Annotated in this window: 23 protein-coding genes and 1 pseudogene; 11 read left to right on the plus strand and 13 right to left on the minus strand. The window is 64.7% G+C overall.

Features of this window, described 5'->3' with window-relative positions:
* Positions 1–21: 21 nt before the first annotated feature.
* Both Q8K84_RS13565 and Q8K84_RS17435 read right to left on the minus strand, forming a co-directional pair.
* The gene (locus tag Q8K84_RS13565; protein WP_305283226.1) at positions 22–1,068 is read right to left on the minus strand and encodes a hypothetical protein; all 1,047 of its coding nucleotides are present in this window, start codon (positions 1,066–1,068) and stop codon (positions 22–24) included.
* The gene (locus Q8K84_RS17435; protein WP_370867868.1) at positions 1,055–1,348 is read right to left on the minus strand and encodes a hypothetical protein; all 294 of its coding nucleotides are present in this window, start codon (positions 1,346–1,348) and stop codon (positions 1,055–1,057) included. Before Q8K84_RS17435 ends, Q8K84_RS13565 begins: the two co-directional genes overlap by 14 nt.
* Positions 1,349–1,648: 300 nt before the next feature.
* Here Q8K84_RS17435 and sfsA point away from each other — a divergent pair, with 300 nt between their 5' ends.
* The 3 genes from sfsA to Q8K84_RS13585 all read left to right on the plus strand — a co-directional run bounded on the left by sfsA (position 1,649) and on the right by Q8K84_RS13585 (position 3,492).
* Positions 1,649–2,395 carry a DNA/RNA nuclease SfsA gene (gene sfsA, locus Q8K84_RS13575; RefSeq protein ID WP_305283228.1) on the plus strand — a complete coding sequence of 249 codons (747 nt, stop codon included), beginning with the start codon at positions 1,649–1,651 and terminating at the stop codon, positions 2,393–2,395.
* Positions 2,396–2,468: 73 nt separating this feature from the next.
* Positions 2,469–2,915 carry a thermonuclease family protein gene (locus Q8K84_RS13580; RefSeq protein ID WP_305283229.1) on the plus strand — a complete coding sequence of 149 codons (447 nt, stop codon included), beginning with the start codon at positions 2,469–2,471 and terminating at the stop codon, positions 2,913–2,915.
* Positions 2,916–3,087: 172 nt separating this feature from the next.
* Positions 3,088–3,492 (plus strand): surface-adhesin E family protein, encoded by a 405-nt coding sequence (locus tag Q8K84_RS13585; RefSeq protein ID WP_305283230.1) that lies wholly within the window; start codon positions 3,088–3,090, stop codon positions 3,490–3,492.
* A gap of 104 nt (positions 3,493–3,596) precedes the next feature.
* On the opposite strand, the gene Q8K84_RS13590 is transcribed toward Q8K84_RS13585, so the two are convergent.
* Positions 3,597–4,097 (minus strand): RNA polymerase sigma factor, encoded by a 501-nt coding sequence (locus Q8K84_RS13590; protein WP_305283231.1) that lies wholly within the window; start codon positions 4,095–4,097, stop codon positions 3,597–3,599.
* A 374-nt stretch (positions 4,098–4,471) separates the two neighbouring features.
* The gene (locus tag Q8K84_RS13595) at positions 4,472–5,398 is read right to left on the minus strand and encodes a HEPN domain-containing protein (RefSeq protein ID WP_305283232.1); all 927 of its coding nucleotides are present in this window, start codon (positions 5,396–5,398) and stop codon (positions 4,472–4,474) included.
* A 520-nt stretch (positions 5,399–5,918) separates the two neighbouring features.
* On the opposite strand from Q8K84_RS13595, the gene Q8K84_RS13600 reads away from it, so the two are divergent.
* The 3 genes and pseudogenes from Q8K84_RS13600 to Q8K84_RS17440 all read left to right on the plus strand — a co-directional run.
* Positions 5,919–6,896 carry a FecR family protein gene (locus Q8K84_RS13600; protein ID WP_305283233.1) on the plus strand — a complete coding sequence of 326 codons (978 nt, stop codon included), beginning with the start codon at positions 5,919–5,921 and terminating at the stop codon, positions 6,894–6,896.
* Positions 6,897–7,041: 145 nt separating this feature from the next.
* Positions 7,042–10,053, plus strand: a complete 3,012-nt coding sequence (locus tag Q8K84_RS13605; protein WP_305283234.1) for a TonB-dependent receptor — start codon at positions 7,042–7,044, stop codon at positions 10,051–10,053.
* Between the two features lie 1,713 nt (positions 10,054–11,766).
* A pseudogene (locus Q8K84_RS17440) lies at positions 11,767–12,462 on the plus strand (alpha/beta hydrolase family protein); the annotation flags it as partial.
* A 66-nt stretch (positions 12,463–12,528) separates the two neighbouring features.
* Here the strand turns inward: Q8K84_RS17440 and Q8K84_RS17445 are convergent.
* The 3 genes from Q8K84_RS17445 to Q8K84_RS13620 all read right to left on the minus strand — a co-directional run bounded on the left by Q8K84_RS17445 (position 12,529) and on the right by Q8K84_RS13620 (position 15,793).
* Entirely contained in the window at positions 12,529–14,253 is a 1,725-nt protein-coding gene (locus Q8K84_RS17445) for an asparagine synthase-related protein (protein ID WP_370867869.1), read from the minus strand.
* Positions 14,254–14,904 carry a lasso peptide biosynthesis B2 protein gene (locus Q8K84_RS13615; protein ID WP_305283236.1) on the minus strand — a complete coding sequence of 217 codons (651 nt, stop codon included), beginning with the start codon at positions 14,902–14,904 and terminating at the stop codon, positions 14,254–14,256.
* 244 nt (positions 14,905–15,148) lie between these two features.
* Positions 15,149–15,793: a GntR family transcriptional regulator gene (locus Q8K84_RS13620; RefSeq protein WP_305283237.1), complete on the minus strand. Its 645-nt coding sequence runs from the start codon at positions 15,791–15,793 to the stop codon at positions 15,149–15,151.
* A gap of 274 nt (positions 15,794–16,067) precedes the next feature.
* Here Q8K84_RS13620 and Q8K84_RS17450 point away from each other — a divergent pair, with 274 nt between their 5' ends.
* Positions 16,068–16,724, plus strand: a complete 657-nt coding sequence (locus tag Q8K84_RS17450; protein ID WP_370867870.1) for a LuxR C-terminal-related transcriptional regulator — start codon at positions 16,068–16,070, stop codon at positions 16,722–16,724.
* 425 nt (positions 16,725–17,149) lie between these two features.
* Here Q8K84_RS17450 and Q8K84_RS13630 read toward each other — a convergent pair whose 3' ends face one another.
* Positions 17,150–18,316, minus strand: a complete 1,167-nt coding sequence (locus Q8K84_RS13630) for a hypothetical protein (RefSeq protein WP_305283238.1) — start codon at positions 18,314–18,316, stop codon at positions 17,150–17,152.
* 322 nt (positions 18,317–18,638) lie between these two features.
* On the opposite strand from Q8K84_RS13630, the gene map reads away from it, so the two are divergent.
* Positions 18,639–19,463, plus strand: coding sequence for a type I methionyl aminopeptidase (map, locus tag Q8K84_RS13635; protein ID WP_305283239.1), 825 nt, complete (start codon positions 18,639–18,641; stop codon positions 19,461–19,463).
* Positions 19,464–19,580: 117 nt separating this feature from the next.
* On the opposite strand, the gene Q8K84_RS13640 is transcribed toward map, so the two are convergent.
* Positions 19,581–19,985 carry a hypothetical protein gene (locus Q8K84_RS13640; RefSeq protein WP_305283240.1) on the minus strand — a complete coding sequence of 135 codons (405 nt, stop codon included), beginning with the start codon at positions 19,983–19,985 and terminating at the stop codon, positions 19,581–19,583.
* Between the two features lie 298 nt (positions 19,986–20,283).
* Here Q8K84_RS13640 and Q8K84_RS13645 point away from each other — a divergent pair, with 298 nt between their 5' ends.
* Both Q8K84_RS13645 and Q8K84_RS13650 read left to right on the plus strand, forming a co-directional pair.
* Entirely contained in the window at positions 20,284–20,535 is a 252-nt protein-coding gene (locus tag Q8K84_RS13645; protein WP_291838469.1) for a helix-turn-helix domain-containing protein, read from the plus strand.
* Entirely contained in the window at positions 20,535–21,863 is a 1,329-nt protein-coding gene (locus Q8K84_RS13650) for a type II toxin-antitoxin system HipA family toxin (protein ID WP_305283241.1), read from the plus strand. Before Q8K84_RS13645 ends, Q8K84_RS13650 begins: the two co-directional genes overlap by 1 nt.
* Before the next feature lie 345 nt (positions 21,864–22,208).
* Here the strand turns inward: Q8K84_RS13650 and Q8K84_RS13655 are convergent, their stop codons facing one another.
* The 4 genes from Q8K84_RS13655 to Q8K84_RS13670 form a co-directional block, all read right to left on the minus strand.
* Complete coding sequence (locus Q8K84_RS13655; RefSeq protein WP_305283242.1) at positions 22,209–22,568, minus strand: DUF6481 family protein; 360 nt, start codon at positions 22,566–22,568, stop codon at positions 22,209–22,211.
* Positions 22,565–22,801: a hypothetical protein gene (locus Q8K84_RS13660; RefSeq protein WP_305283243.1), complete on the minus strand. Its 237-nt coding sequence runs from the start codon at positions 22,799–22,801 to the stop codon at positions 22,565–22,567. Before Q8K84_RS13660 ends, Q8K84_RS13655 begins: the two co-directional genes overlap by 4 nt.
* Positions 22,802–23,042: 241 nt before the next feature.
* Positions 23,043–23,513 carry an MliC family protein gene (locus tag Q8K84_RS13665; protein WP_305283244.1) on the minus strand — a complete coding sequence of 157 codons (471 nt, stop codon included), beginning with the start codon at positions 23,511–23,513 and terminating at the stop codon, positions 23,043–23,045.
* A gap of 43 nt (positions 23,514–23,556) precedes the next feature.
* Positions 23,557–24,183: a glutathione S-transferase family protein gene (locus tag Q8K84_RS13670; RefSeq protein ID WP_305283245.1), complete on the minus strand. Its 627-nt coding sequence runs from the start codon at positions 24,181–24,183 to the stop codon at positions 23,557–23,559.
* Between the two features lie 103 nt (positions 24,184–24,286).
* Here Q8K84_RS13670 and Q8K84_RS13675 point away from each other — a divergent pair, with 103 nt between their 5' ends.
* Entirely contained in the window at positions 24,287–25,672 is a 1,386-nt protein-coding gene (locus Q8K84_RS13675; protein ID WP_305283246.1) for an MFS transporter, read from the plus strand.
* Positions 25,673–25,750: the final 78 nt, after the last annotated feature.

The raw sequence follows: 25,750 nt of genomic DNA on the forward strand, positions 1-25,750 counted from the left end.
TCACCTCGCCGCGCATGTCCGCTAGCGACGCCGCTCGTGGGCGGGAGAAGTCGGCGCAACCGCTCTATCGCTGCGCTCAGCGCCCCTATGCGTAGTCCGCATCTGACGGCTGAGCTGCATCCGCTCGGTTTCGGGCGGTGGCAGGGCGCGCACATGGTCCACGATCGCGAGCCCCAGCTGGCGATCGGCATCCTCAGGCGATTTAGCCAACCGTGAGGCGAGGTCTAGAAAGCTCCGCCGAAGCCGGCCCTGACTGGCCAGGACTTTGAGCTCCCGATCATCGGCCGGCAGATCAGCTCTGAATGCGAACTGCGCGGCATACAGATACTGGGCTTCCATCCACCGTGGCGCATTGCCGCCGTGCTCAACAAAGTGGGCCCTTGATCGCCAGTGGCCAGCAGTTGGTCCCCTGCCCGGTCGACCGCGCATCCATCGGGGGGAGGCGTCCGCGTCGACGCCCACGTCACGCAAGGCCCTCGCATAGCTCTCGCGATAGATCGCCAAGTCTTGGTGATAGAGGGTCAGTCTGCGGCGATCCCGGCCCAGGACGCGGACAACTGCATGAACATGTGGGTGGTTGGTGTCCGTGTGTGTCACCCGAACAAAGGGGTGGCCAGGCCCGTGTAGGCGGCCAAGGTGAAGAGCGGCCGCAGCCTCGACAGACTGCGGCGACGCTCCCGGTGGGCCACCGAGTACAAATTGGCGCGCAATCGGCGAGTTGATCCGTCGACGGCTGTCGAGGCGGTCGGCGCAGCGCCAATCTTCAATCATCTCATCGATCTGTTTGGCGCCCTTGAGGGGCAGGTCCGACTCATCGCGGAGAGTGAGGGCCCCAGCACGGGTGATGTAGTTCAGATGGTCACGCAGGTGCGGGGGCGTTTTCAAGGCTGGCGGAACAACAACGACAGCCTGTGGAGCGTTGGCGAGCAATCGCCACAAGGCGGCGCGCTGGTCGGGTCGCAGCGGGGCCCGAGCGCTCAAGATTTCGGCGGGCGTACGCCGGTTTTCAAGCCGTTCGACTAGGCCGTCCTGAAAGCCCTTCGGAGGATGGAATTCAAGAGTCGTCATGGCGAAGCTCTTCGAGATTGCCGTTGAGAACGCGGCGCAGACTTCGAACTGCGGCGCGGACTTCGATCGCGAACACCTCGATCCGCCCGTACATGTCCCCCTCGGCCGGTTGCGGATGCTGCGCTATGTGTGTGAGTGCGATGGCGATGCGACGCAGTTCGGTCAGAGCATCGGCAAGAACGATGTCGTTTGGGGCGCCAAGAGTTGGCCTAGCCCATACTTTAGCTCTCACAACAGCCCCGACCCACATGCTGATCGAAAGGCCCGCCCGACGGGCCATGGGCTGTATCTTCTGGTATTCACTCCGCGAGAACGCCACCGTGACTTTTGCGCGGGTCTTTGATGCTGACACTTGTTGCCCTCACAGAAGGGTGACGGTGCAAAACGCCACGTCGTCGGTATGGGTCGTTCGTCGCAGGCCGCCTAAAGGCGCTCCCACAGCCCCACCTTTCTCGCCAGTCCTCATCACGGGTATCGGTAAGGTTACGGCTTGCACGGAATGGCGTTCGTCGTGGAGCTGGTCCCTCGCCAGGTGACGCGGACATTGATTATTCCCAACCTCGGGGACAGCTAAACCACCATGGACTTCGTCTCCCCACTTCAGCGCGGAAACCTGGTGGCGCGGTACAAGCGCTTCTTGGCCGATATCGAGCTGGATGACGGCCGCACCATCACAGCTCACTGCCCCAACCCCGGCGCCATGCTCGGGCTGAACACCCCTGGTTTGCCGGTCTGGGTCTCAGTCTCACCAGACCCAAAGCGCAAGTTGGCCCACACGCTGGAACTTGTAGAGATCGACGGCGGTCTGGTGGGTGTGAACACCATGCACCCCAACAGGATCGTCGCCGAGGCCTTGGCCTCCGGCGCCATCACAGAGCTGAAGGACTACGGCCTTTGTCGTCGCGAAGTGAAGTACGGCGCAGCAAGCCGGATCGACTTCTTGCTGGAAGGCCGCGCGCCTTCCAGCCTGGATGATGGGCCCGCCGAGATCCAGCCAGCAGCTCCTCAGCGGACCTGGTTGGAGGTGAAGAACTGTCACCTGATGAGGCGACCGGGATTGGCGGAATTCCCCGACTGTGTGGCAGCGCGTTCAACCAAACACTTGCAAGAACTCGAAACCATGGTGACGGCTGGTGACCGTGCGGTCGTTCTCTTCGTTGTGCAGCGGACCGACTGCACGGCGTTCAGCGCCTGCCATGATCTGGATCCCAAGTTCGCCCAGGGTCTGGAGCGGGCGGCCGACTTTGGCGTGGAGGTGATGGTCTTCACATGCCAGATGGATGTGACGGGCGTGACGCTCGCCGCGCGCATTCCCTGGGTGCGGTGATGGAAACCGCTCTCCCGAATACGCGCAGTGAGGCGCCGCGGCGGCCTATGGGGCAGCGCCGGAAGATACTGCCATGACATCCACCCGGTTTGGCGGCTTGGCGATCTTCATCCTGGTCATCGTCGCTGTCTTCCTGGAGGTGGTGGCCGCCAAGCCTTCTGGCTTGGCCGACCCTGAAGGGCTCGGGCCCGGTCAGGCCCCCTATGTCATCGACGGCGACACCCTGCGAACGCCGTCTGGCGATCGTGTCAGGCTAGTGGGAATTGACGCCCCTGAAATGCCCCCGCGGGCAGGATGCGACCGGGAGATTGAATTGGCGTTCGCCGCCAAGGCCCGGCTCACTGAGCTCATCAAAGGCGCTGAGCGCATCGAGTATTTGGCCCGTCCTGGAGAGCGCGATCGCGACCGCTACGACCGCCTGCTCCGAGATGTCAGAATAGATGGTGTCGATGCAGGCCACCTCCTGGTGTCAGAGGGGTTGGCGAAGGTCTGGAGGGGGCAGAAGAGCCAGTCGTGCTGAGCAGGCTCAGATGCCTCGGCGCCGGGGCCCATCTCGCCGGCCAGCCCCAGAGTTGCGCACGGCCGCGGCTGTGCGCGAACGCGGCGCCAAGCGGGTAGACGAAGCGCCTATCAGGTGTAAGCTTGACCATGAGAGGTCTTGCCATACGGCCGCTTGCAACAGGGAGATGGGTGTGAAGATCGCCGCGCTTTTGCTTCCCGCCACCATGGTCGCCGCGGCGATATCAGGCTCAGCCAATGCGCAGTCTAGCTACCTTTGGGAGGAGCTGGGATCTGGCGACGGCCTGACGGCCTGCTTCAACCCGCTCTCGGTGAAACACGAGAACGGTATGGTCACCTTCTTGGAGAAGATCAGCTACGCCATGCCGACAGCGATCTCAGGCGGCAGGTCGATGAGCTATTACACAGTGAAAATGACGATCGACTGCGCGGCCAGCACTTACCAGCATGCCGATTTTATCGCCTACAGCGCCGATGGCGCCGCACTGACCGGGGTGCAGGACCCCACCCCCTCCGGGATGCACCCCATCTCCCCGGGCGGAGTTCCAGCCGCCTTCCAGGGAAAATTCTGCAAGTAGCCCAGAGGGTTTTGCGGGCGCGATCCATCGCAGTCTGGCGGCGCCCGTCCGTCCATGTGCTCCCCGCGCGCCGTAGCGCTGAGTGGGCCCATCCGTCTGGTCGCCTAGCGCTCCTCAAGCCTCGCCATGCAAAGGGCGATGGCCCGCGACATGCGCCATTCGACGGTTTTCACAGAGATGCCAAGCCGCTGGGCGATCTCGCCATAGGTTAGCCCGGCGAAACGGCTGAGGATGAAAACCTCGCGCAGGATTAGGGGGAGCCCCAGCACCACCTCCTTGAGGATCAGGAGCTCATCCTGGCCAGCCCCCTCCTGGGGGTCGGTAGACGCCATGGCGAGACCACCGCTCGACCGCCGCTGGGAATAGCGCAGTTGATCAACGCCGGTGTTCACAGCGATCCGGTAAAGCAGGGCCTTGGGGTGCTCGATGCGCTCGGCCTGACGAGACTGCGCGAGCTTCAGATAGGTGTCCTGCACCAGGTCATCGGCGGCTTCTGATCCGAAACGGCGCCTCAACGCCCGGCGCAGCCAGCTTGCATAGCGGCGGTAAAGCGCCTCGAGCGCCTTGCCCTCCCCTTGCCGAACCTCATCACGATCGTCGCCCATGGCGCACCTCCCTGTGGAAGGGCGTCAATCACCGCGGCCATGCATGGGAGGCGCCGCCGCGGCACAGGCAAGCCTGCGCCGGCGTCGTACTGTCCTTGCACAGGGGTTTCCACGCCCCTGCCGACGCTATCGCGCCAGCAGGGAATCTTCGATCATCGTGAGTCGCGGCGCAAGCAGAACGTGCGCGCAAATGGGGGCCGGGCGTTGGAAACCTCTGTGCCAGAGGCCCGCTATCTGGTGGCGATCCGTCGCCGACAGGACGCGTGCGTCCTGTCCCCCGGCTCAAGGACCGCTTCCTGCGTCACGGCGCCCGACATCTCAGGTTGTAGGGTTCGCGATCCGCGCGCTCAAGCGAACAATGGCGGACCTCGGCCCTAGCCAGTGACTTCCGCCACCCGTGCGCGCATCGCCGTCAGACGGGTCTCGCAAACCTGTTTTACAAGGCTCTCAAGCACCCCGATCCGCTCAGAGAGCCAAGCCAGTTCCTCGGGGCTGATCTTGTAATGCGGGGAGTAGCGAGCATCCACATAGGCGCGGCGCAACAGCTCAAAGCACCGCTGCTGAACCTTTGTGTCCCTCGGCCAAGCCTCAATCAGCTCCGGCGCCAGACGTTCGGCCTGCGAGCGCAGGAAGTTCAACTTGTGAGACTTGGGGCTATAGAGGGTCTGGACCAGCAGGACGCAGTGGTAGAGGCGTTCCGTCGTCTGATGCAGATCGAACGCTGCCTTGTTGTTCCAGCCTTGCTCGATCGCGTACCTCGCGGTCCCGAAGAACTCGCTCACGCTGCCAACCCAGTGCGCGAAATGTTCGTCTGCTTCCTTCAACGCCTCGGCGGGCGATAGGGCCTGCGGATGCTCAAACGGCTGGTCTGGCGCCTCATAGAGGGCGATCCCATCGCGGACGATGTCGACGAAGAAGGGGCGGCCCTTCTTCAGGCGCTTGTTCACGTCGCAGAGGGAATGGACGATGAAATTGGCCGGCGCGGTCAACTGATGGGTGAGGTTGTAGTCCCGCACCAGGTGGTCCTCGGCCCTGGCCCAGTACTCCAGGGTCTCGGTGAGCTCCTCATGGTTCACCACCACCAGGAGATCGTAGTCCGACGTGTAGCCGCCGACCGGATCGTCCACCCAGTCGCCCCGGGCATAGGAGCCAAACAGGATCACCTTTAGGATCCGGCCCTGCTTGCGGTGCGGGGCGTTCTTGCCCTTCAGGGCGTCCTCGAACTCGGCGAAAAGGATCTCCACGACACGAGAAAGCTCGCGCCGCTTGGCGTCCGGCAGATGATCGAGGCCTGTTTTCACCCGCTGAATGTCCCGTGTTCCCGGACGCCTTGCAAGGCCGGTGAATGTCACTCCGTAAGGTTACGGAGACCAGTCAACGACGCCGACCGGGACGCGATTCAGCGCAACGCCTATGCATTGAGCCGGCCCCAGACCTGACATCAGACACCGATCAGGATCACAGCCAACAGCAGGAGGATGACAGGGATCGCCAGGACCCCGAGCCCCGTCGCATGGGCCCTAAACCAGCCGCCGACTTCTACCTGAAGGGAGTCGCGCCCCGGGCGGCGCTCTGAGGGCTCTCGCGTTTCCATAAAACCCATATGACACGTAAAATACAGAGCTATCAATTGTTGATGTATTTTTTATACACTTTCTTCGGGCCGTGGGTGGGCGCGGCCCTCGCCTCGCGACCCGCTGCGGGCTATAAGTGGCGCCCGTGCTGCGGGTGATCGCACAGGTTGGGCCTGATGCGTCGGCCACAGGGCGTAAAGGTGAACCGTCCCAAAGCGCCCGTTGGCGCAGGGCCAGTGAGTGACCCATGTCTGACACAGCCCAGGATGAGAAGCGCATCCGTGACGAGGCGGCGGGCTGGTATGCGCGTCTGAACAACACCACCATCACCACCGACACCCTGCGCGCCTTTCGAGAATGGCGCCGCGACGAGCGTCATGCGGGCGCCTATGCCGATATTGAGGCGTTCTGGGTCCGAGCCGGTAAGCTCAAGCACGACGAGGACATCGCCCAGGCCGCAAAGGACGCGCTCGACCGCAAGTCCCGCGCGCCATCAGGGCCACTACCCAAGCCGGGCGGTCGGAGCCTAGCGGCTGTCGCCCTTGTGATCGCCCTCTCTGCTGGACTGGCTGCGGCGTGGCCCTTCCTCGTGGGCCGGGTCTACGACACAGGGATTGGCGAGCAGCGGGTCGTCCGCCTAGCCGACGGTTCACGGGTCAACATCGACACCCAAAGCCGCATCCGGGTGCGGTACCGCAACAGCGTCCGGCAGGTGAGGCTTGAAGAGGGCCGCGCCTACTTCGACGTCGCCCGAGACCCCAGCCGCCCATTCCGCGTACAGGCCGGCTCAACCGAGATCCAAGCCCTGGGGACGGCGTTCGACATCCGCCGAACCCACGATCTGTCCATCGTGACCTTGGCTGAAGGTCGTGTGCGCGTCAGCAAGGCCGACCAGAGCTGGGACCTAAATCCAGGCCAGCAAATTCAAGTGAGTGACCAGGGCGCGGTCTCCAGAGTTCAGGAGGCTGATCTCAACGTGGTCACCTCGTGGACCATTGGACGCCTTGTGTTTCGCAGTCAGCCCCTCGAGGCGGCGCTGGCCGAGGTCAATCGGTACAATCCAGCGCAGATCCAGCTGGCCGATCCCGCCCTGGGGCAAGCCCCGGTGAGCGGCGTCTTCGATACCGGCGACTCCGAGGCCTTCGTCGCCGCCATATCCGATCTTTTTGACTTGGAGGTCGCCGCACGGGACGACAAACACATCCTCCTGCGCGCCGGCCGCTGAGTGAGCGCGCACCCTGTTCCAACTTTTTTTCTATAGCCCGTTAGGGCGCCCAGGCCTCCACGCCGTCTCTCCCCATAGGCCCAAAGCCGACGACAGCCGCCTTGATGGCCGGCGCCGAGCTTTGGGGTTCTGGAGGGGTAACTAAGTGTCGAACCTAAAGTCCCGTTTCTTCGCCGTAGCCGCACTTTGTGCGCTTTCAGCTGGCCTGACGCCGAGCGTGGCGGCCGCCTTCCAAGTCCCCTCTGGGGCGCTGGCGTCGGCCCTCGAGGCCTATGCTGAGCAATCCGGACAACAAATCCTCTACGAGCCCGCCGCTGTGGCCGGCCAGACCAGCCCGGGCCTGAACCGCCCTCTGGAGCCCCGCGCAGCGCTGCAGCATCTCTTAGCCGGCTCAGGCCTGACGGCCCGGGAGAGCGCGCCTGGAGTCTATGTGATTAAGCGCCCGGACCGCGCCCGGACCGAACCGGCGGCAATGGTCGTCGCGACCTCGCCAGCCATCGCGCGCGTCGCGACGACTCCGGGGCCTGAACGGGCGGCCCCGCCGATGATCGAGGAATTGATCATCACCGGCAGCCTCATCCGCGGGGGCGAGCCGCCGACCTCGCCGCTCCTTCAGTTCGACCGCGGCGACATCGACAAGGCTGGTCACGGGACGCTTGGCGACGCCCTGGCCGCCTTGCCGCAGAACTTCAGCGGCTCCGGGTCGCCAACGAGCGCCCTCATCGGCTCTGATGGACGCAGCACCAACGACCTTGCCGCAACCGGCATCAATCTGCGGGGCCTGGGCGCTTCGGCGACCCTCGTATTGGTCAATGGACGCCGCATGGGCGGTGTTGGCACCAAGGGTGACTTCGCCGACGTTTCGGCCCTGCCGACCGCCGTAGTCGACAGAGTCGATGTGCTCCTAGACGGCGCCTCGGCCCTCTACGGCTCCGACGCTATTGGCGGCGTCGTCAACGTCCATCTGAAACGCCGCCTGGACGCCCCGGAAAGCCGGATGCGTCTTGGCCTCGCCACCGAGGGCGGCGGCGAAGAGCTGCAGGCCAGCCACGCCCACGGCCTCTCCTGGGACAGCGGTGATCTGGTGGCGGCCTATGAGTATGGCCGACGCTGGGGCCTACGGGCTGAGGAGCGCGATGTCACCGCCACGAGTGATCTCCGCAGCCTCGGCGGCACGGATCGGCGGACCTTCTACAGCCACCCGGCCAACCTCCTGGTGTTTGACGCTTCAGCTGGCGCCTACCGGGTGGGATGGTCTGTTCCGCCCGGTCAAAGCGGGGCGGCCCTGCGGCCTCAGGACTTCATCGTCGGCGCGCCCAACCTGCAAAATCAGCGCCAGGGCGGCGACACCCTGCCCGAAGAAACCCGCCACAATCTCTATGTCTCTCTGACCCAGGAGCTGGACTCGAGCATCCGGGTCCTGGCCGAAGCGCGTTACAATCGGCGCGACAATCTTATCGCCCGACCCGCGCCGGTTTCAGTCTTCACCGTCAACCAGCGAAACCCCTTCTTCGTCTCCCCCAATGGGTCGAGCTCCCACACGGTGGGCTATGCCTTCTCCGACGAATTCGGCCCATCCCTGAGCGATGGCCGCGCCGAGAGCATTGGTCTGTCGGCGGGTCTGGAGATCGACCTTCCCGAAGGCTGGCGGGCTGACATCTATGGCGCTAGCGCTCTGGAGATTGGTCGCCGAAACACCGAGCGGCTGATCAACAGCCACTTCGTCAACGAAGCCGTCGGCGCCATTGTCGATGACCCACGGACCGCCTATTCGCCAACGGTTGACGGATATTTCAACCCGTTTGGCGACGGCGGGGCCAATGGCCCTGCTGTGCTTGGCTACATCGGCTCAGGCTACACCCGCGGCAAGACCATGAGCGCGGTGATGACCTTCGACGCCAAGGCCGACGGTCCCCTCTGGGAGCTGCCTGCCGGGCCCTTGAAGGCCGCCATCGGCGTTCAGGCGCGCAAGGAGCGTTTCAAGCCGCAGACGACCAGCCTGGTGTCTGGCCCGATCCCAGTGCGCAGCGGCGGGACCACCTTCAGCCGCGCCATCGAGGCGGCCTTCCTTGAATTGCGCGCGCCGCTCCTGAGCGCCGATCAGCAAGTTCCGCTGGTGGATCGCCTCGAACTCTCATTGGCGGCCCGGGCGGAACGCTACGGCGATTTCGGACAGACCACCAATCCCAAGGTCGGCCTGCTTTGGGCGCCCATCCCGGGACTTCAGTTGCGCGGCAGCTACGGGACCTCATTCCGGGCGCCGAACATGCCTGAACTCTACCAACTGCAGAACGCTTCGCCCGTATTGGTGGGGTCGGGCGCCAGCCAGACCCTCGCGCTCGTGCAGACCGGCGGCAATCTGGACCTTGAGCCTGAGAGCGCGGTGACCTGGAGCTTCGGCTTCGATTACCGGCCGCAGACCCTGTCGGGGCTCACCCTCTCGGCCACCTGGTTCGATGTCGCCTTCCAAGACCAGATCGGCCAGCCTGTCTTGGCCGACATTCCCAACGCGCTGACCAACAACGCCTACGCCCCGTTCGTCGACCGAATTGATCCCTCGCGATCAGAAGACGTCGAGCGGGTTAAGGCGGTGATGGCGATCTCCACATCATCCAACATCGGCCTGTTTCCCCCAGAGGCCTACCGCGCCCTGATTGATGCCCGGTTCGTCAATACAGGCGAGGTCGTGGTCCGGGGCCTTGATGTGCAAGCCACCTACAGCTGGGCGGTCCAGGCGCATCAATTCACCCTCGACGCCTCGCTCAGCTACCTCGCCGACTATGTCCGTCGCTTCACCCCGACCGCCCAGCCTGTGCAGCTGGTCGATACCGCCAACCAGCCGGTTGACCTGCGTGGCCGGCTCACCGGCGCCTGGACGAAGGGCCCCTTAGCGCTCAGCGCCACCGTCAACTATGTGGACAGCTATCGCAGTGAGACGGGCGCCGAGATCGCGGCCTGGACCCCTGTCGACGCCCAGGCGCGGTGGACGCCGGTCGCATCTGGCGCGCTTGACGGGGTCGAATTGGCCCTTTCGGTGCAGAACCTCTTCAACGAGGACCCGCCCTTCTACGACTCCCCCTTGGGCGTCGGGTATGACCCTGCCAACGCCAGTCCGCTCGGGCGCACCATCGCCCTGCAGATCACCCGTCGCTGGTGACGGGCCAGTCTCATGCGTCTGGCCCGCCTGGGCTTGGCCCTTGTCTGCGCGGCGATCGCTGCGCAGGCCTGGGGCCGGCCATTCACCATTGATGATCTTTTGTCCGCCGAAGAGTTTGGCCAGATGGGGTTCAGCCCCAATGGCCGCCACTTCGTATTCGAGCGCCTCGGTCCGCAGGCGCAGTCAGGCCCCTTCGATCAGGACGTCTATTCCGGCTATCGACGCAGCCAGATCTTCAGCCTCGACCGGCTAAATCCTGGCCCGGCTGAACGGTTGGGGGCGCCCGCGCCAGGCGATGGCCTCGTGGCGGGCCCCTTCTCCCCCAGCGGTGATCAACTGGCCGTCCTGCGCCTGCGTGGCCCCTCCTGGGAGGTCGGGGTCGCTCACCTCGCGGATGGCGCGGTGACCTGGCTCGGGCTGAGCCCAGAACTGGGTCTACTGGGTCAGACCCTGGTGTGGCGCTCTGAGACGCAGCTTCTGGTGGCGGCCCGCAGTGAAGACGCCGCGCCGCTGCGTCTACGGATCGGCGGGGAGATGCGCCGAACGCTCACCACCCTTTGGACCCGGGCCGAGGCTGGCTGGACCCCGTCCACCAATATCATTGGTAGCGGTCGCTATCTCTCCACGCGCCTTAAGCCGCCGGTCGGGCGGCTGGTGCAAGTCGACCTCGCGACAGGAGAGCAGGCCGACCTTCTGGCGGCGGACATCTATGATCTAGAGCTCTCCCCTGACGGCCAGTCCCTGGCTGTGATGATCTGGGCTGAGGATCTGCAGGCGCCCCCAGACCAGCCCCTCTGGGTCGCCAGCGCTGCGCGCCGACGCAACCTGATCCTGATCGATCTCAAGACCCGCGACGCCGCCACCCCCTGCTCTGACTGCCATCTGGAGACCCACCTCATCGCCTGGGCGCCGCAGGGGCGCGAGGTGCTCGTCTACGGTCAACGTCGCAGGAACGAGACCGCGACCCCAGCCTATCTGCGCTTATCCTGGGAGGGCGTGCGTCCTGTTCCGCTGCCGGGCCTGCGTCCGATCATTGATCGCACGAGTGAGGGCTACGCCATCCCGCGGGGGGCATGGCTTGGGGGTACGCCCATGATCCTCGCCGAACCGCCCGCGGGCGGACGGGCCGACTGGTGGATGGTGGCCAGGTCCGGCCCCCAGAATTTGACCGCAGACCTGCCCAAGGCGCCCGACCCTGTGGTGTGGCCCAGTGCGGGGGGCAGGATTTCCGTAAGGGCAGGTAGCGCGCTCTACCAGGTCTCGCCTGCGGCTCAGCCCCGTCGCCTGTTCAAGGCGGACGGCCTCGTGACCTCCTCAGGCCTTGGTCTCTCCCATCGGCACAAGGTCAACCAGCCTCGCCAGGAACCCTGGTTTCGTGTCCATGACCTAGAAGAAGCCCAGTGGCGGAGCCTGGGAGGCCAAGCCCTCGCCCTCAGCGGCACGCCGCTTGATGTCTTGGCCCGGTCGGTGAGCGCTGTGGGTCTGGCGGAGCTTCGACGCACGCCGAGCCAGGCCCTGACCCTGCAAGTCCAGTGGTCTGACGGCACGGAGACCAATCTGGTAAGCCTCAACGAGGACTTTGCGCACATCGCGTTCGCTGAGGCCAAACCGCTCCAAGGCCGAGACCCGGCTGGGGAGGCCATCACCCATTGGCTGCTCCTTCCCCCACAGCTGAACGATCGCCGCTCCGCCTGCGGCGAGGAGGCGCCCCCGATGGTGGTGATCCCCTATCCCGGAGCGAGCTACCCTACCGCTCCAGATCCGATCGGCCGCGGCGTTGGCCGCTACAGCGTTAACCCGGAGCTGTTGGCTGCGGGAGGCTTTGCTGTGCTCATCCCCAGCCTCCCGCGAGCGCCAGGCCAAGAGCCCGCAGAGGGTTTGGCCGCTCAGATCCTTGCGGCCGTTGACCTGGCGCAGGCGACTGGCGAGGTAGACGCCTCGCGACTGGGGATCATGGGTCAGAGTTTCGGGGGTTACAGCGCCTTGATGGCGGCCACCCAAAGCTCACGATTTCGCGCCGTAGTCGCGTCGGCCGCCCCCTCCAATCTCACCTCGATGCGCGGCGCCTTTGACCCGCATCATGAGGTCCTGCCACGTGATGGCCTTGAGCTGAATCCCAACTATGGCTGGTCAGAGCTCGGACAAGGGCAGCTGGGCGTCTCCCCCTGGGATGACCCCGCCAAATATGTCCGCAACAGCCCGGTCTTCTTTGCCGACCAGATCACCGCGCCTGTGCTTCTGATCCATGGGGACGGTGACTTTGTACGCCTGTCCCAGGCCCAGGAGATGTTCTCAGCCCTGTATCGGCTAGGAAAGGACGCCCAGCTTCTGACGGCCTACGGCGAGGGACACATCATCTCCAGTCCCGCCAATCGGCGGGCTGTGAGCGCACACACCCTGCCATGGCTGCAAGCCGTCCTCTGCCAAGGGGCTGAGGCCCGTCCGGTGGCTGGGGTGGCGCCGTCACCAGGAAGATCACCTAGGGAGCTGCAATCGCCGCTCCCAAGCCGTGACCCAGAGCTCCGTCATGATGAGGTTGACCAAGACGCCATACCCCCCGCGCCAGATGAGATGATCGACACTCAGCCACTCCTCAAGACGATCAGCCTGTACAAGACCTTCAGCGACCAGGCGGCCTTCAAGCAGCATGGGCCGCAGGACCGGCAGGCTCTGAGCGATGATCTGACCGTAGTGCGCCGACAGCCGTCCCTTGGTTCGTCTCTGGGCGACCTCTTTGGGGATACGGTGGGCAAAGGTACGCCGCGCTAGCCCCCGATCAATGCCACCGGCCGTCAGGTCTAAGGCCGGGATCGCCAGGCAAAGCTCCAGAAGCGGTTGGGCCAGCAGCGGGTGCTGCAGCCGCGCCGCCGCACCGCGCCGGCTTGAACCATGAACGATCAGGGCGTTGGCCAGGCTTTCGATCTGTAGCCGCTTTGCCGGTCCCACTTGATCGAGGTCGCAGAGCCATGGGTGGGGCGCGGCCTGGGCGGCGAGTCCACGGGCTTTCTCCGTCAGGACGTCAGGCCGCGACTTCGGCGCAGGGCGGTCCCACCTCGCCCGCCAGGCTGCCGCGTACAGGCTCCAGATGGATTGACCCTGCCAGCGGGCTAGATCCGCCAGCTCGGAAACCGAGGCGCGCGCAAGGTGATCTGCCGCGATCCAAGGGGTTGGCGTTTGGAAGAAGACATTGTCGCCCCCCTGCCCGGTTAGGATGACCTCCACATCAAGGGCTCGGCAAAGGGCGGCCACATGGTCATCGTGGATGTGGTCGAAGCTATTGAGCGCTGGCCTAAAGTCCCCCGAGCAAACGGCCAGGGCGGCCATATCCAGAGGCTGAGGCGCCTTCGGCGCCTCTGTTAGGCTGACACCCAGCCGCTGGGCGACCGCACGGGCATAAGGGCGCTCGTCTCCTTGAGGATCACCGCCGTAGTAGTTGAGGCCACAGGTGATTTCACCGCCGCAGGCTGCTAGGGCCGACCCCACAATCGCTGAATCCAAGCCGCCCGATATCTCCAGCAGGATCCGAGCATGGCTCCAAGGCTTCACCACTTGGTCAACTGTGGCCAGAAGATCGGGCGCCCAATCGACCCTATTTCGGCGGCGCTCCACGAACGCCGCCGGTGTCCACACCTGATGAAGCGCCCCCTCGACCCACAACCCACCTGGAGAAATGGTCTGCAGGTCTGTCAGGCAGACCTCGCCCGTGTGCTGGGTGGGGTTGCCAAGAACGCCAGCGACTTGGCGCCAGTCCACCGCCATGGCCTTCGGCAGGGCCGCCTCAAACCAGTCTGGAAAGGTGGAGGCGACCAGACGCACCCCGTCATGCAACCAGGTCACAGCCTCCAGGCCCCCTGAAGGTGCTCGGAAAATGGACAGTGGGCGGCCGTCTTTGGGAAGCCGCACATGCACATAGTCGCCCCAGGCCCGCCTGGTCATCACGAGGGCCTGTTCCTTAGGTCCGTCCCAAGCGGGATGGAGCAGGCCCTGCGGCTGATGACGTCCATCGACCTGCACGTCACCCAACAATAGGTCTGGGCCCCCGGCCAGCACGGCGCACCGCGTCGGCCCGGGTTGCGTGAAAACATCGACGTCGTCGCCGAGCGCCTGGCGAGCCCATCCGGCTCCGGGCTCGAGGCGAAGCCTGGAGAGCCAAGGGGGCGCCTGGTCCGGACGGCCAATAGTCAGCACAAATCCGCTCATCTAGAGCGCCAGGATCGGGGTGAAGGCGCTCACATGGTCGCAGGTGTCATCGAGCACCATGTCTTCGATCTGCACCCAGCAGTGCGCCTCAAAAGGCCAAGTCTGCACACCGAAGACCCATGTAGCGGCAAGTCCCTCCCGAGCGAGAAGCGCCTGCAACACATAGGATCGGTAGAGGCAGTCGCCCTGAGAGGGGACCCAAGGCAGGGCCGTGGCGAACCGGCAACCCAGGTCGGCCGCCCGGACAAGGTCAGTGCGCCCCTGACCCGACCGCGCGTTTGCTGCGCTCACCAGTTGAGCAAAGGATTGACCATGAAACCCCTTGGCCGCCACCAGGGCGGCGGCGGCGGCCAGCTGGACGGTCACCAAAGGACCCATAGGACGAGGCCCTCGGCCGGCCTCCTGCCGCACGGGGCCTGGCATCACGGCCCGCGGCTCAGGCGGTCCTGAGGTCGCCACGAAACCACAGCCTACCAGCACGTCGGCGAGGTCGTGATCGCCGATCTCGACCGCACTGCTCCCTGCGATGAGGCGCAATCCAGCGCCTGCGGCGGGCACACAGAAGTACTGGTCTGACGCAAGGCTCAGCAGCAAGAGATCCTCGCCCCTGATCGCGGCGTAGACGTCGTCTGAGAGGCGGTGTGAATCCATGGCCGACGGGACGGCGCCGCAAGACAGCGCCGCCCCTTGCCCCTTAGGGCTGCGGCCGAGCATCAAGCTCGACATTCTCACCGATCGAGCCGCGGGTGAGGACGCGGGCGTCTCCGAGGCTGATCACCCGGAATTTGGTCGGGGTCATGGGTTTTCTCCCTTCAGTTTCCGCCGCAGAGGTGCGGCGCAACCAGGGAAGCGCTGGGGGAAAGTTCATTCAAACCATAACCCTGGGGCTTGCCAACTATAGATGCCCCGCCTTGGCGCGGCTTCGCATGGCCGACACGATCTCAGGCGCCCGATGACGGCGTGATTGGTGATATTGTTCGACCCAAATGAGGAGATCGGCGCAGGCGCAGCCCCTAAGCAGGGCGCCCAGCTCGCCCCACTCCTCACCGAGCGCGGCGAGCGCCAGAACCTCAGCCTCCGCACGCCGCGGCGGCGCCAGTCGATCAGCCAGCAATAGATGAGCCCGCTGAAGGGCGAGGTTGCGGCCCTCCTGAACCAGGCGCTGGAAGACTTGCTCGGTGGCCGCCAGCGGCTCAGACCTCGCCAGGGACTCCACAAGGTCAGCTGCAGCCCCCCATCGCCCGGGTCCCTGCGGAAACTGGGGCGCCAAGGCCGCGCGCAAGTAGGTCGCTTGCAGGTCGTAGAGTTCCACCAGGTCGACCGCGTCAAGCCGCCAGGCAAAGAAGCCCGCGCCCCGTCGCTCATCGATTAGCCCTTCTCCGGCAAGCCTCGCAAACGCCTCTCTCACGGGGGTCTGGCTGAGATTCAGGCTCCGAGAAACCTCTGCGGCCGTGAGTTGTTCGCCCAGGACGAAAGCGCCAGACCGCATTTGCGTGCGGATAGCGCTCACCGCCTCGCCGTAGGGATCTCTCAGTCTCATCACCTGTCCATCAACCTTTGACACCACGCCGCCTAGGGTTGCGACTCTTCGGCGATCTGGACAGCAAAGCCTCTGAGTTAGGACGTTCAGGAGCAACCCGGCGCGAGGTTCGCCGACTCACAATCCGCCAATATTTGGCGTATTGGATCGGAATTCCGGCACATCCATGTGAGCTTTGTACCCGGCTCTATACAAACAAACCCATTGGCGAAATAGTGACGCCCTGGGGAACGGTCCCCCGAAATCCTATTTTAAGTTGTGCCCCTGGATGCCCATGGCGGAGCCTGACGCCCCCCGCGCGACCACCCCCTTCTCTCTACCTGACGTGCTGCGAGCCCTTCGACAGAGACGCGGCCTTGGGGTCGCAACCGTCGCTCGCGCCATGGGACTGCCTGTGAGGACCTACCAGAACTTCGAGGCTGACCTCAGCGGCGCCTCCCCAGCGCGGCTCCAGGCCTTTGCGGAAGCCACCGACTGCGACGGGATGGCGCTTATCCTTTGTGCTGGAGGCGCCAATCCGGGCCTGGCCCTGGCCTGCGCCGACAATAAGGCTGTTTCGATCGCCGTCAGCGCTGTTGAAGACCTCTACGCAGACATCGGCGCCGAGATGGGCGCGCTGACCGCAGCCGAAATCATCAACGCCTTTGATCAGGCTCGAGGGTTGTTGCAGGACGACGTTTTTGCGCAGTCTCGCGGCCGAGCCGATCGTACGCCTAGCTCAGAGAGTCTTCTGACCCACCGACAGCTAGAATGTCTGCGATGGGCCCAGGCCGGGAAGAGCTCCAACGACATCGGCGTGATCCTGGGCATCTCACACCGAACGGTTGATTGTCACATCGCCGAAGCTTGCGCGAGGTTGGAGGTCAGGACCCGCGTTCAGGCGGTTTCGCAAGCCATCGAGCTGGGACTCCTAGCGCCGCGGCCTCGGTAAACTTACGGGGTCACGCCCTCACCTTCGCCTATCAAGGCCGGGCCTATGCCGGCTGGCGGCGAGGGCTGCACTTTGTGAACGCCGCCGCATCGGTAAGCCAAGACCGCCAGCATCCGCACTCTGCCGGCTGGTCCGCAGACGCTTTTCGCCAAACCGAAGGGGAGGCCGTGAGCCTTGATCAAAGCCAGCACGGGCGCCGGTATGCGCATCAACCTCACCTATCGCTATGGCGCGTCAGATCAGGCTAGAAATTCATGCCCTTACGGGCGCCGACGCCTTCGCTGGCTAGCCACCCCAAAGAGACGCTCGCCGCAAACCTCACGGCGGCCAGCGTCAAAGCCGTAGCCTGGCTTGCGAAATTCTGAACATGGGGCCCTCGCGATCCTGCCGGGCCTTGGCCCTGGACGGGGTGGCCGGCTGACAATCTAGCGCCCGCGGGTCAGGGCCCGGTACTCGACCAGCCGCTCCTTGTCGCGCCGCACCTGGTCGCCAATGGTGTTGTCGACGTCCAGCGAAGCGAAGCGCACCCAGCCGTCCAGACCCAGCTTGTCCTTCACCGCCGCGGTCGGCGTTTGCCACCGGACGTAGGATATCCAGGACACGACCACGCCCATGATCAGCGCCACCAGTTGCAAGCCGCGGAAGCCGGCCTCATTCCCCTCCGGGGCGGGCCAAAAGGCGAAAATGGCCAGCCAGATGATCAGGACAAGCGGTGTGGTGATCCGGCCGACCCAACGCATCCAGTAGCGCTCGCGCCGCACGCGCCAGAGCTCCATCTGGGCGTACTTCTCCAGATACTCCATCCGCGCGCCGATCCACATGACCAGCCGGGTCAAGAACAGAGCGCGCTGGCCCCAGCCCTTGCCGTCCATCTGAAACTGGGTTTCGGCCTGATCGGCCATGGCGCGAGCGTTGGTGAACAGGTTCTGCAGCTCCCGCGTGCGCTGCACGATCTCCCGCGAAAGCTCGTAGGAATCGTTTTCCAGACGGAACCGGTACTGGATGAACAGGATGGCTGAGACGCCGTAGAACACGCCGGCCGTCATCAACATGCCCAGGACAGCCAGGGCCAGCCCCTGGACCTGATCGCCCATCCACCGCGCAAAGAGCGTTGGCCCCAGCACCGCCATGGCCGCGAACCCGATCAGCGCCAGCCCCTGCGTCAGTCGCTTGATCCCCACATGTACCAGCAGCGCGCCGAACACCCGGCGGCCATAGCCGTGAATGCGCCCGCGAATGTCGGCGTCCACCGGAAAGCGTTCCTCGATCTGGCGGGTGAACAGGACATGGAAGCGGTCGGGCTTGTTCTCAGTTTCCCAGAACGGAAAGATGTCCAGCGCCTGATTGAAATACTGGTCGATGTTGGCGGAGATGACCGAGATCGCCTCGGGATCCAGGGTGAAATAGTCACTCTCCTGGATCGGGCGCAGGATGCCGTCGCGGGCGCCGATCGGCTCGGGCCGCGTGGCAGGCGTGGCTGGCGGTGTGATGCGATTGGGGATGTCAGCCGCGCCAGGGGGCGGGGCCGCCTGGGCGGCGAAGGCCGTCGGGTTCGGATTGGGCGCGGTGGCCGTCTGGTCGTCATGGGACATGGCGGACGCTGTGAACCCCCTGAAGCTGAACGGCGAAGCTTAGGATGCAGACGAAGTTCAGCCGACGACGTTCGCCCCCAAGGCGAAGCTGCTGGGTTGATATCGCCGTTATCCTTGTCTCGCCGCAAGTGACGTTTCGGTCAGGTAAGCTCGGCCATGCTGGTCACGGGCGCCGCACCGTCGCCTGCGGTCCCTTGGCGAGGCTCGGCGGCCGTTGAAGTTTTGTGCTAAGATTGCGACATAGCCTTCATTCAGACGTTTCGACGCCGCCGCCGCCCGCCGGGCAGGCCGGGCGCCGTCGGACCGGGAGTTTCGCACCGCCATGAGCACCACCGACGTTCTTGAAGCCGAGTTCCGCGACGGCCAGATCCGCACCCATGGGCCCGAAGGTTTTGAAGGCATGCGCAAGGCTGGCCGGCTGGCCGCCGAGTGCCTCGACATGCTGACCCCCCATGTGGTTCCTGGCGTCGTCACCGATGATCTCGACCGCATGGCGCGGGAGTTCATCCTCGATCACGGCGCCCTGCCCGCCTGTCTCTTCTATCGGGGCTACGCCAAGACCGTCTGCATCTCGGTCAATCACGTGGTCTGTCACGGCATCCCTGGCGAGCGGACGCTCCGTGAGGGCGACATCGCCAATATTGATGTCACCGCCATCCTGGATGGCTGGCACGGCGACCACAGCCGTATGTACGGGGTTGGTCCCGTCTCGGCCCGGTCCAAGCGGCTGGTGGAGGTGACCTATGAATCCATCGCCCGCGGCATCGCGGCGGTGAAGCCCGGCGCCACCACCGGCGATATCGGCCACGCCATCCAGTCCTATGTGGAGTCCATGCGCTGCTCCGTCGTCCGCGACTTCTGCGGCCATGGCCTGGGCAAGGTGTTCCACGACGCGCCCAACATCCTTCATTTCGGGCAACCGGGCCAAGGCGAGGTGCTGCAGGCGGGCATGTTCTTCACCATCGAGCCCATGGTGAACCTGGGCAAACCGGCGGTGAAGGTGCTGGCCGACGGCTGGACGGCGGTGACCCGCGATAAGTCCCTCTCAGCCCAATGCGAGCACTCCATCGGTGTGACCGAGGACGGGGCCGAGATCTTCACCGCCTCCCCCGCCGGCCTCTTCCAGCCACCGATCGAGACCGCCTGAGCCGCTCAGCGCGCCTGACGAAGGTGGTGGAGGGCTTCGCGATAGCGGCGTGACAGCGGCGCCGAAAGGTCGCCCAGCGCGATCGACAATCGCCTGAGCCTTCGGGCGCCAGTCCGGTCACGGCGGCGCCGTTGACCAGCCAAGATCGGTGCGTCCGTAGCGGAACTCGGCCACCGCCTCGGCCAGATCATCCAGGATCGCGAAGGCCGCGGCCCGTAACAGGATGAATAAGCCTACATGCCCAAAGGCGAACAATCCCGCGCCCAAGACATGCGCAGCCATGGCGGCGACCAGAGCCCGCGGCTGGCCCCAGCGCAGTATGAAAAAGGGCGCCCAGGCCAGCAGCGCGATGGCCAGCCAGCTTGACCCCTCATAGATGAGATGAAGTCCGACGGACTCACGCCCACCGCGGGAGAAGCCGAGCACGTTCAGCAGATAGATAGCGCCCGCCACCACCATGATGACCGCCCAACCGAGGGCGAGCTGACGCCGCGCGTCACCCCCTGGCCGATCGCTGGCCATCATCGACCTCCGCCGCTGGGCCCTGAGACCGCGCCGTTCATCTCCGCCGGCTTTCAAGTCTGATATAGGTTCTCAGAAGTAACGGAAAAGCCTCGTAATTTTTCGTCTCACAGGCATGGGAGCTAATGGTTGCGCTAATTAGCGCGGAAGTTCTCCCACCAACTGCCTAGTCGAACCTTATGCCGAAACGCGCATAGAACCATTTTATGCGGGTTTACGCATATCTTGTTTATATGCTCGAAATCACATATTGCTATCTTATGCGATTTCTCGCATAACCAGTGGGAAGGAGACTCCCATGAACCGGATAGCTCGCTCCCCGGGCCAAGTCGGCAACCTCATACAGCGATTTAGAAAGCTGAAGGGGATGAGTCAGACAGAACTCGCCGAACGATCAGGCATGCGCCAAGAGCTGATTTCCAAGATCGAAAGCGGCCACAACGGCGCAAAAATCTCATCGATCTGCGATCTGCTCGCGGCGCTTGATCTGGAAATGACAATTGGTCCTCGATCGAAAAGCTCATCCACCGATATCGAGGACATCTTCTGATGGGGCGTCGCAAGACCCATGCGCCGCTCAATGTGCTCATCAACAATCGTCTGGTCGGGCGATTGGAGAAAGAGCCAGGTGGCGCAATCGCGTTTCAGTATGACCAGAGTTGGCTCGACTGGCCGCCACACTTCCCGATCTCATTGTCGCTACCGCCAAGAAAGGCCACCTTCCGGGGCGAGCAGGTTGTGGCGGTTTTCGACAACTTGCTGCCGGACAATCCGACGGTTCGCCGCCTCATAGCTGAGAAGACTGGCGCGCAAGGCGCCGATTCCTACAGCCTGTTGGAGCAGATCGGCCGCGACTGTGTGGGGGCCATGCAGTTCCTGCCCGACGGCATGGTGATCGACGCATTCCAACCGATTGAAGGCGAGCCGGTCAGCGACGAAGAGATCGAGGCTATCCTCGCTAACCTCGCGCGCGCACCGCTCGGCATCGATACCGAACAGGAGTTTCGGATTTCGGTGGCGGGCGCTCAGGAAAAAACGGCGTTGCTGTTTCATGAGGGCCGTTGGAAACGCCCGATCGGCACGACGCCGACGACCCACATCCTCAAACCCCAGCTAGGAGAAATCCCGACGCCTTGGGGCCTGATCGATCTGTCAAACAGCGTCGAGAACGAACACTACTGCTTGAAACTTCTGGAAGGGTTCGGCTTCCAGGTCGCCCAGACAGAGATTGCGACGTTCGGCGCGCGCCGTGTTCTCGTCGTCGAGCGCTTTGATCGGCGCTGGCGGGGCGATAGCCAACTCCTACGTCTTCCGCAGGAGGATTGCTGTCAGGCGCTGTCGATACCTTCGAGCCGGAAGTATCAAAACCAACAAGGCCCGAGCGCGGTCGACATCATCACGCTGCTCCAGGGCAGCGACGAGCCGCTCAAGGATCAGGCTGCCTTCTTCAAGAGTCAGATCATCTTCTGGCTGATCGGCGCCACCGACGGGCATGGCAAGAACTTCAGCGTCTTTATCCGGCCCGGCGGCCGCTTCGAGCTGACGCCATTCTATGACGTTCTAAGTGCGCAGCCCGCATTCGATGCGAGGCAAATCCCGCACCACAAATACAAGCTGGCAATGTCGGTTGGAGCGAACCGTCATTACAAAATCCTCGATGTGCATGGTCGTCATTTTGTGGAGACGGCAAAGGAAGCAGGTCTCGGCCAGGCGATCATCAGACAGGTTCTGGATGAGGTCCGCCGTGATGCACTCCCGGCGGCGGAACTTGCCCTCAGCCGCATGCCGGCAGACTTCCATGCTGACATTCACTCATCGGTCGTGAACGCGATGACCGGACGCCTGCGGCAACTGGAAACGGCTTTCGAAGCGATTTGAAGCGGACCTTCGCTTGCACCATGATGTTTCAGACGCATCGGATGGCGGGCGAGCGCGGCGCTTTTCGAAAGCGCCTGCGGGACGCCGTCAACGTGGATATGGCCCGTCAGGCCATCGCGGCGGGCCGGACCCTGCGCATCACCGTCTACGGTCACCGGGCGTCGGTCGCGACGGGGTCGCAAGCTTCGTGGCGCTTGGGATGATCCAGAGCGCGATCCCTATGAGCTCACCCGGCTTTACGGGGGAAACGCGCTCAAATTCTTGAAGCTGGAGCGAGTAAAGCGCGTGGGCGGTTTGGGCGCGGAACGAGCCGCGCCCAGGCCTGGACGACGTCGACAGATCTGTCTACTGGCGCGCCTTGCGGGCGGCGTAGCGACGGTCGCGAGCTTCTTTTTGTTCGGCCTTGGTCAGCGCCTTGCGCGCCTTGCGTTCGCCGCGCTTGGCGTCGAGGGCTTCGGCGGCCACGGCTTCTTCAGCCAGGCGGGCGGCTTCTTCAGCCTCGGCGGCGGCCAGCTTCTTGGCGTCCTTGGTGGCCTGGCGCTCCTGGCGCACGCGCTCCAGCTCTGCCTCGCGCAGGGCGGCGCGTTCGGCGAACTGCGGGTCGGACACGGCCGCCTTGGGCTTCATCTTGGCCAGCAGGGCCTTCTTGGCCTCCGCGGCGGTCTTCAGGCGTTCAGAGAAACCCGTGCGTTCGTCTTGGTTCATGTGGAGCTTTCATCATGTTGCGCCGCCTCAGCGGCTTCGGGGGGCGTGTCGGTCGGTTCAGGCGGATGGAAGGTGGCCGCACAGATGGCCTGAAGGTGTCGGCGGACCGAATAGGTGGCGAGCAGCGCATCAACCGCCCGGCAACCCTCGATCTTCAGGCGGGTCTTCAGCTGGGCGAGGTCGGCGACCTCACCGGAGCGGGCGAGGAAATAGGCGCGTTCAAGGGTCGACATAGTCATCCTCTCAAGTTCGGCAGGACCAGAGGTCCTGGGCGAATTTCAGGGCCGGGCTGGTCATGCATAGGCGACAGCGCCCCCGGCCAGGCGGCGCGCGAAAATTCAAAATTGCGGTCGAGGATCGAAATAGGCTCGGGCTCGATCCGAAGAACAAGCGTGGAGAGCAACCGAACCCATGCAATATGTCGTCACTCTATCATCAAACCCTCGCAAAGGCCAGGGCGCGGCGGCGGCCATCCTACTTCTCCGGCGCCCTGACGTGGGTCGCAGGCGGCGGGGCGATCTCGACCTTGCAGACGACCCCGGCGCCGGGCGCTACGGCGGCGTCTGAGGTCAGTCGGCTGAGCGTCCCCTCGGCCTCCCCCTTGATCCACCACTGCCACCCGTCTCCGGCATAGCGCGCGCCGCTGGCTGAGCGCGCCAGCGGCAGAAACCGGGTCTCCCCGCGATAGGTGATCATCGCCGCATCCTGGGTCCGATAGGAGACCTTGAGCCGTTCGCCGTTGGCGCAGCGGTAGGTCGCAGACATGGCGCTCAAATCCGCCCGCTGCCCCAAGGGTTTGGCGGCCGGCGCCGCCGCCAGGGCCTTGACCGGCGTTGCGGTGGCGGCGGGCGGGTTTGCGGGAGCCTCACAGGCTCCCAGCCAGAGCGCTGACAGGGCGATAAGCGCGACGGGACGAAATGGGGTGGTCAGGGCCTTGTGCGACATTGGAAACTCCGGCCCCTAGTCTAAACCTGACGAGCCTCCTCTCCTACCCCCTGGCGGCCTCCTCCCAGACCCGGAAGTCCTCGTCCTCCAGCAATCGGGCGGCATAGGCGCTCCCGGCCCCGTGATCGCCATAGTCGGACAGGTTCAGGCCGTAGGTGCGCAGGCGGGTGGCCACGGGGGTGAAAAAGGCGTCGGCGATCGACCAACTGCCCGCCAGGAACGGCCCCCCGTGCCGCCCCAGCATCTCATCCCAAAGTCGCGCCAGCCTTGCGAGGTCGGCCTGACAGGCTGGCGACACTGCTCTGGCTTCCGGGACCTGGTCGAGGGCCATCGGGCACTCGCTCCGCAGCGCCATGAATCCCGAGTGCATCTGAGCCGCAGCCGACCGAGCCTGGGCCCGGGCGGACGGGTCGACGGGCCAGAGATGAGCGGCCGGATACTTCTCGGCCAGGTACTCGCAGATGGCGAGAGAGTCCCAGATCGTCAGGTCTCCATCCTTCAGGACCGGCGCAAGGCCGGACGGCGCATAGACCGCCAGGTCGGCCTGGGTCGCCTCGCCCCGCCGCAGCTCGACCTCGGTTTCGGTAAAGGCGGCGCCGGTCTTGCGCAGGGCCAGCCAGGGCCGCAGCGACCAGGTCGACCACCGTCGCGTACCGATAATCAGCTCCATCGCCGCCTCCTCGAAATCTGGGTATCGCACTTGCCCAACCCTGGCAGAGACTGTCTAGAGTGGACCTAACGATAAGAAGCCTTCCGCCCAGGAGACATCTTCCATGACAGACACCACCGCCCCCGGGGCGACCAATCCGGCCGCTGGCACGGCGGAGCCGGAGGGCATTACGCCCCTGGCCAAACCGGTCCGGACCTACGCTCTGAGCCTGCTGCTCGGCATCTATACGATCAACTTCCTGGATCGCCAGGTGGTCAACATCCTGGCTGAGCCGATCAAGCAGGACCTTGGTCTCGCCGATTGGCAGCTCGGCCTGATGAGCGGCTTGGCGTTCGCCCTGTTCTACACGGTGCTCGGCATTCCGATCGCGCGCCTGGCCGAACGCGGCAACCGCCCCCTGATCATCGGCACCGCCGTGGCGGTCTGGAGCGGCTTCACCGCCCTGTGCGGCGTGGCGCAGAACTTCTTCCAGCTGATCCTGTTCCGGATCGGCGTTGGTGTGGGCGAGGCGGGCTGCACCCCGCCGGCCCACTCCTTGATCAGCGACTACGTGCCCAAGGAGAACCGCTCCACAGCTCTGGCCTTCTACTCGATGGGTACGCCCATCGGCGGCCTGATGGGCCTGATCCTCGGGGGCCTCATCGCCGACGCCTACGGCTGGCGGGTGGCCTTCTTTGTCGCGGGCGTCCCAGGGATTCTGTTCGCGCTCTTGGCCATCTTCACCCTGCCTGAGCCCCGCAAGGAGCTTGCGCGCCGGGCCACCAAGATCCAGGCCAACTCGGCGACCTTCCCCGAGACCATGAAGTTCCTCAAAGGTCGCAAGACCTTCTGGTACATTTCGTTCGCCGCGGCGATCAAAGCCTTCATCGGCTATGGCCACGCGCCGTTCACCGCCTCGTTCTTCCTGCGCAACTACCCCGATCAGGTCCAGTCCCTGGCCTCTACGGTCGGGGCCACGGTCGGCTATAACCTGCAGTCCATCGGATTCCTCGGCCTGGCGCTTGGCCTGATGTCAGGCACCGCCGGCGCGCTCGGCTCCTGGCTGGGCGGCTTCATCGCCGACAAGTTCGCCGCCCGCGATCTGCGCGCGCAGATGGTCGCCCCGGCGCTCGCCTCGCTGATCACCATCCCGGTCTTCATCACCGCGATGACGGTGGGCAACGTGCCGCTCGCCCTGGTGCTTTTGACTGTGAATGGCCTCATGGGCACCATCTGGTATGGCCCAGTCTATGGCACCGCCCAGTCCATCGTGCCGCCCCATATGCGGGCGACCACCTCAGCCATCCTGCTGTTCATCATCAACCTGATCGGCCTGGGTCTTGGCCCTCTGGCTGTCGGCCTGCTCAGCGACTATTTCGCCGTTGGCATGGGCATGGGGTCTGGCGAGGGGGTCCGTTGGGCCCTGATCGTCTCGGCCAGCTTCGGCCTTTTGGCCTTCTACTGCTTCTGGCGCGCCACCAACACGATCCGCGTCGACCACGTCGGCTGACCCTGTCCCGCCCGGCGCCTGAAAGGGTGTCGGGCGGGCTCCGTCAAGGCCCCTGGCGCCTTCGCAGAGCCTGTGTCC

The sequence above is a fragment of the Phenylobacterium sp. genome, from assembly GCF_030679875.1.
Taxonomy (GTDB): Bacteria; Pseudomonadota; Alphaproteobacteria; order Caulobacterales; family Caulobacteraceae; genus Phenylobacterium.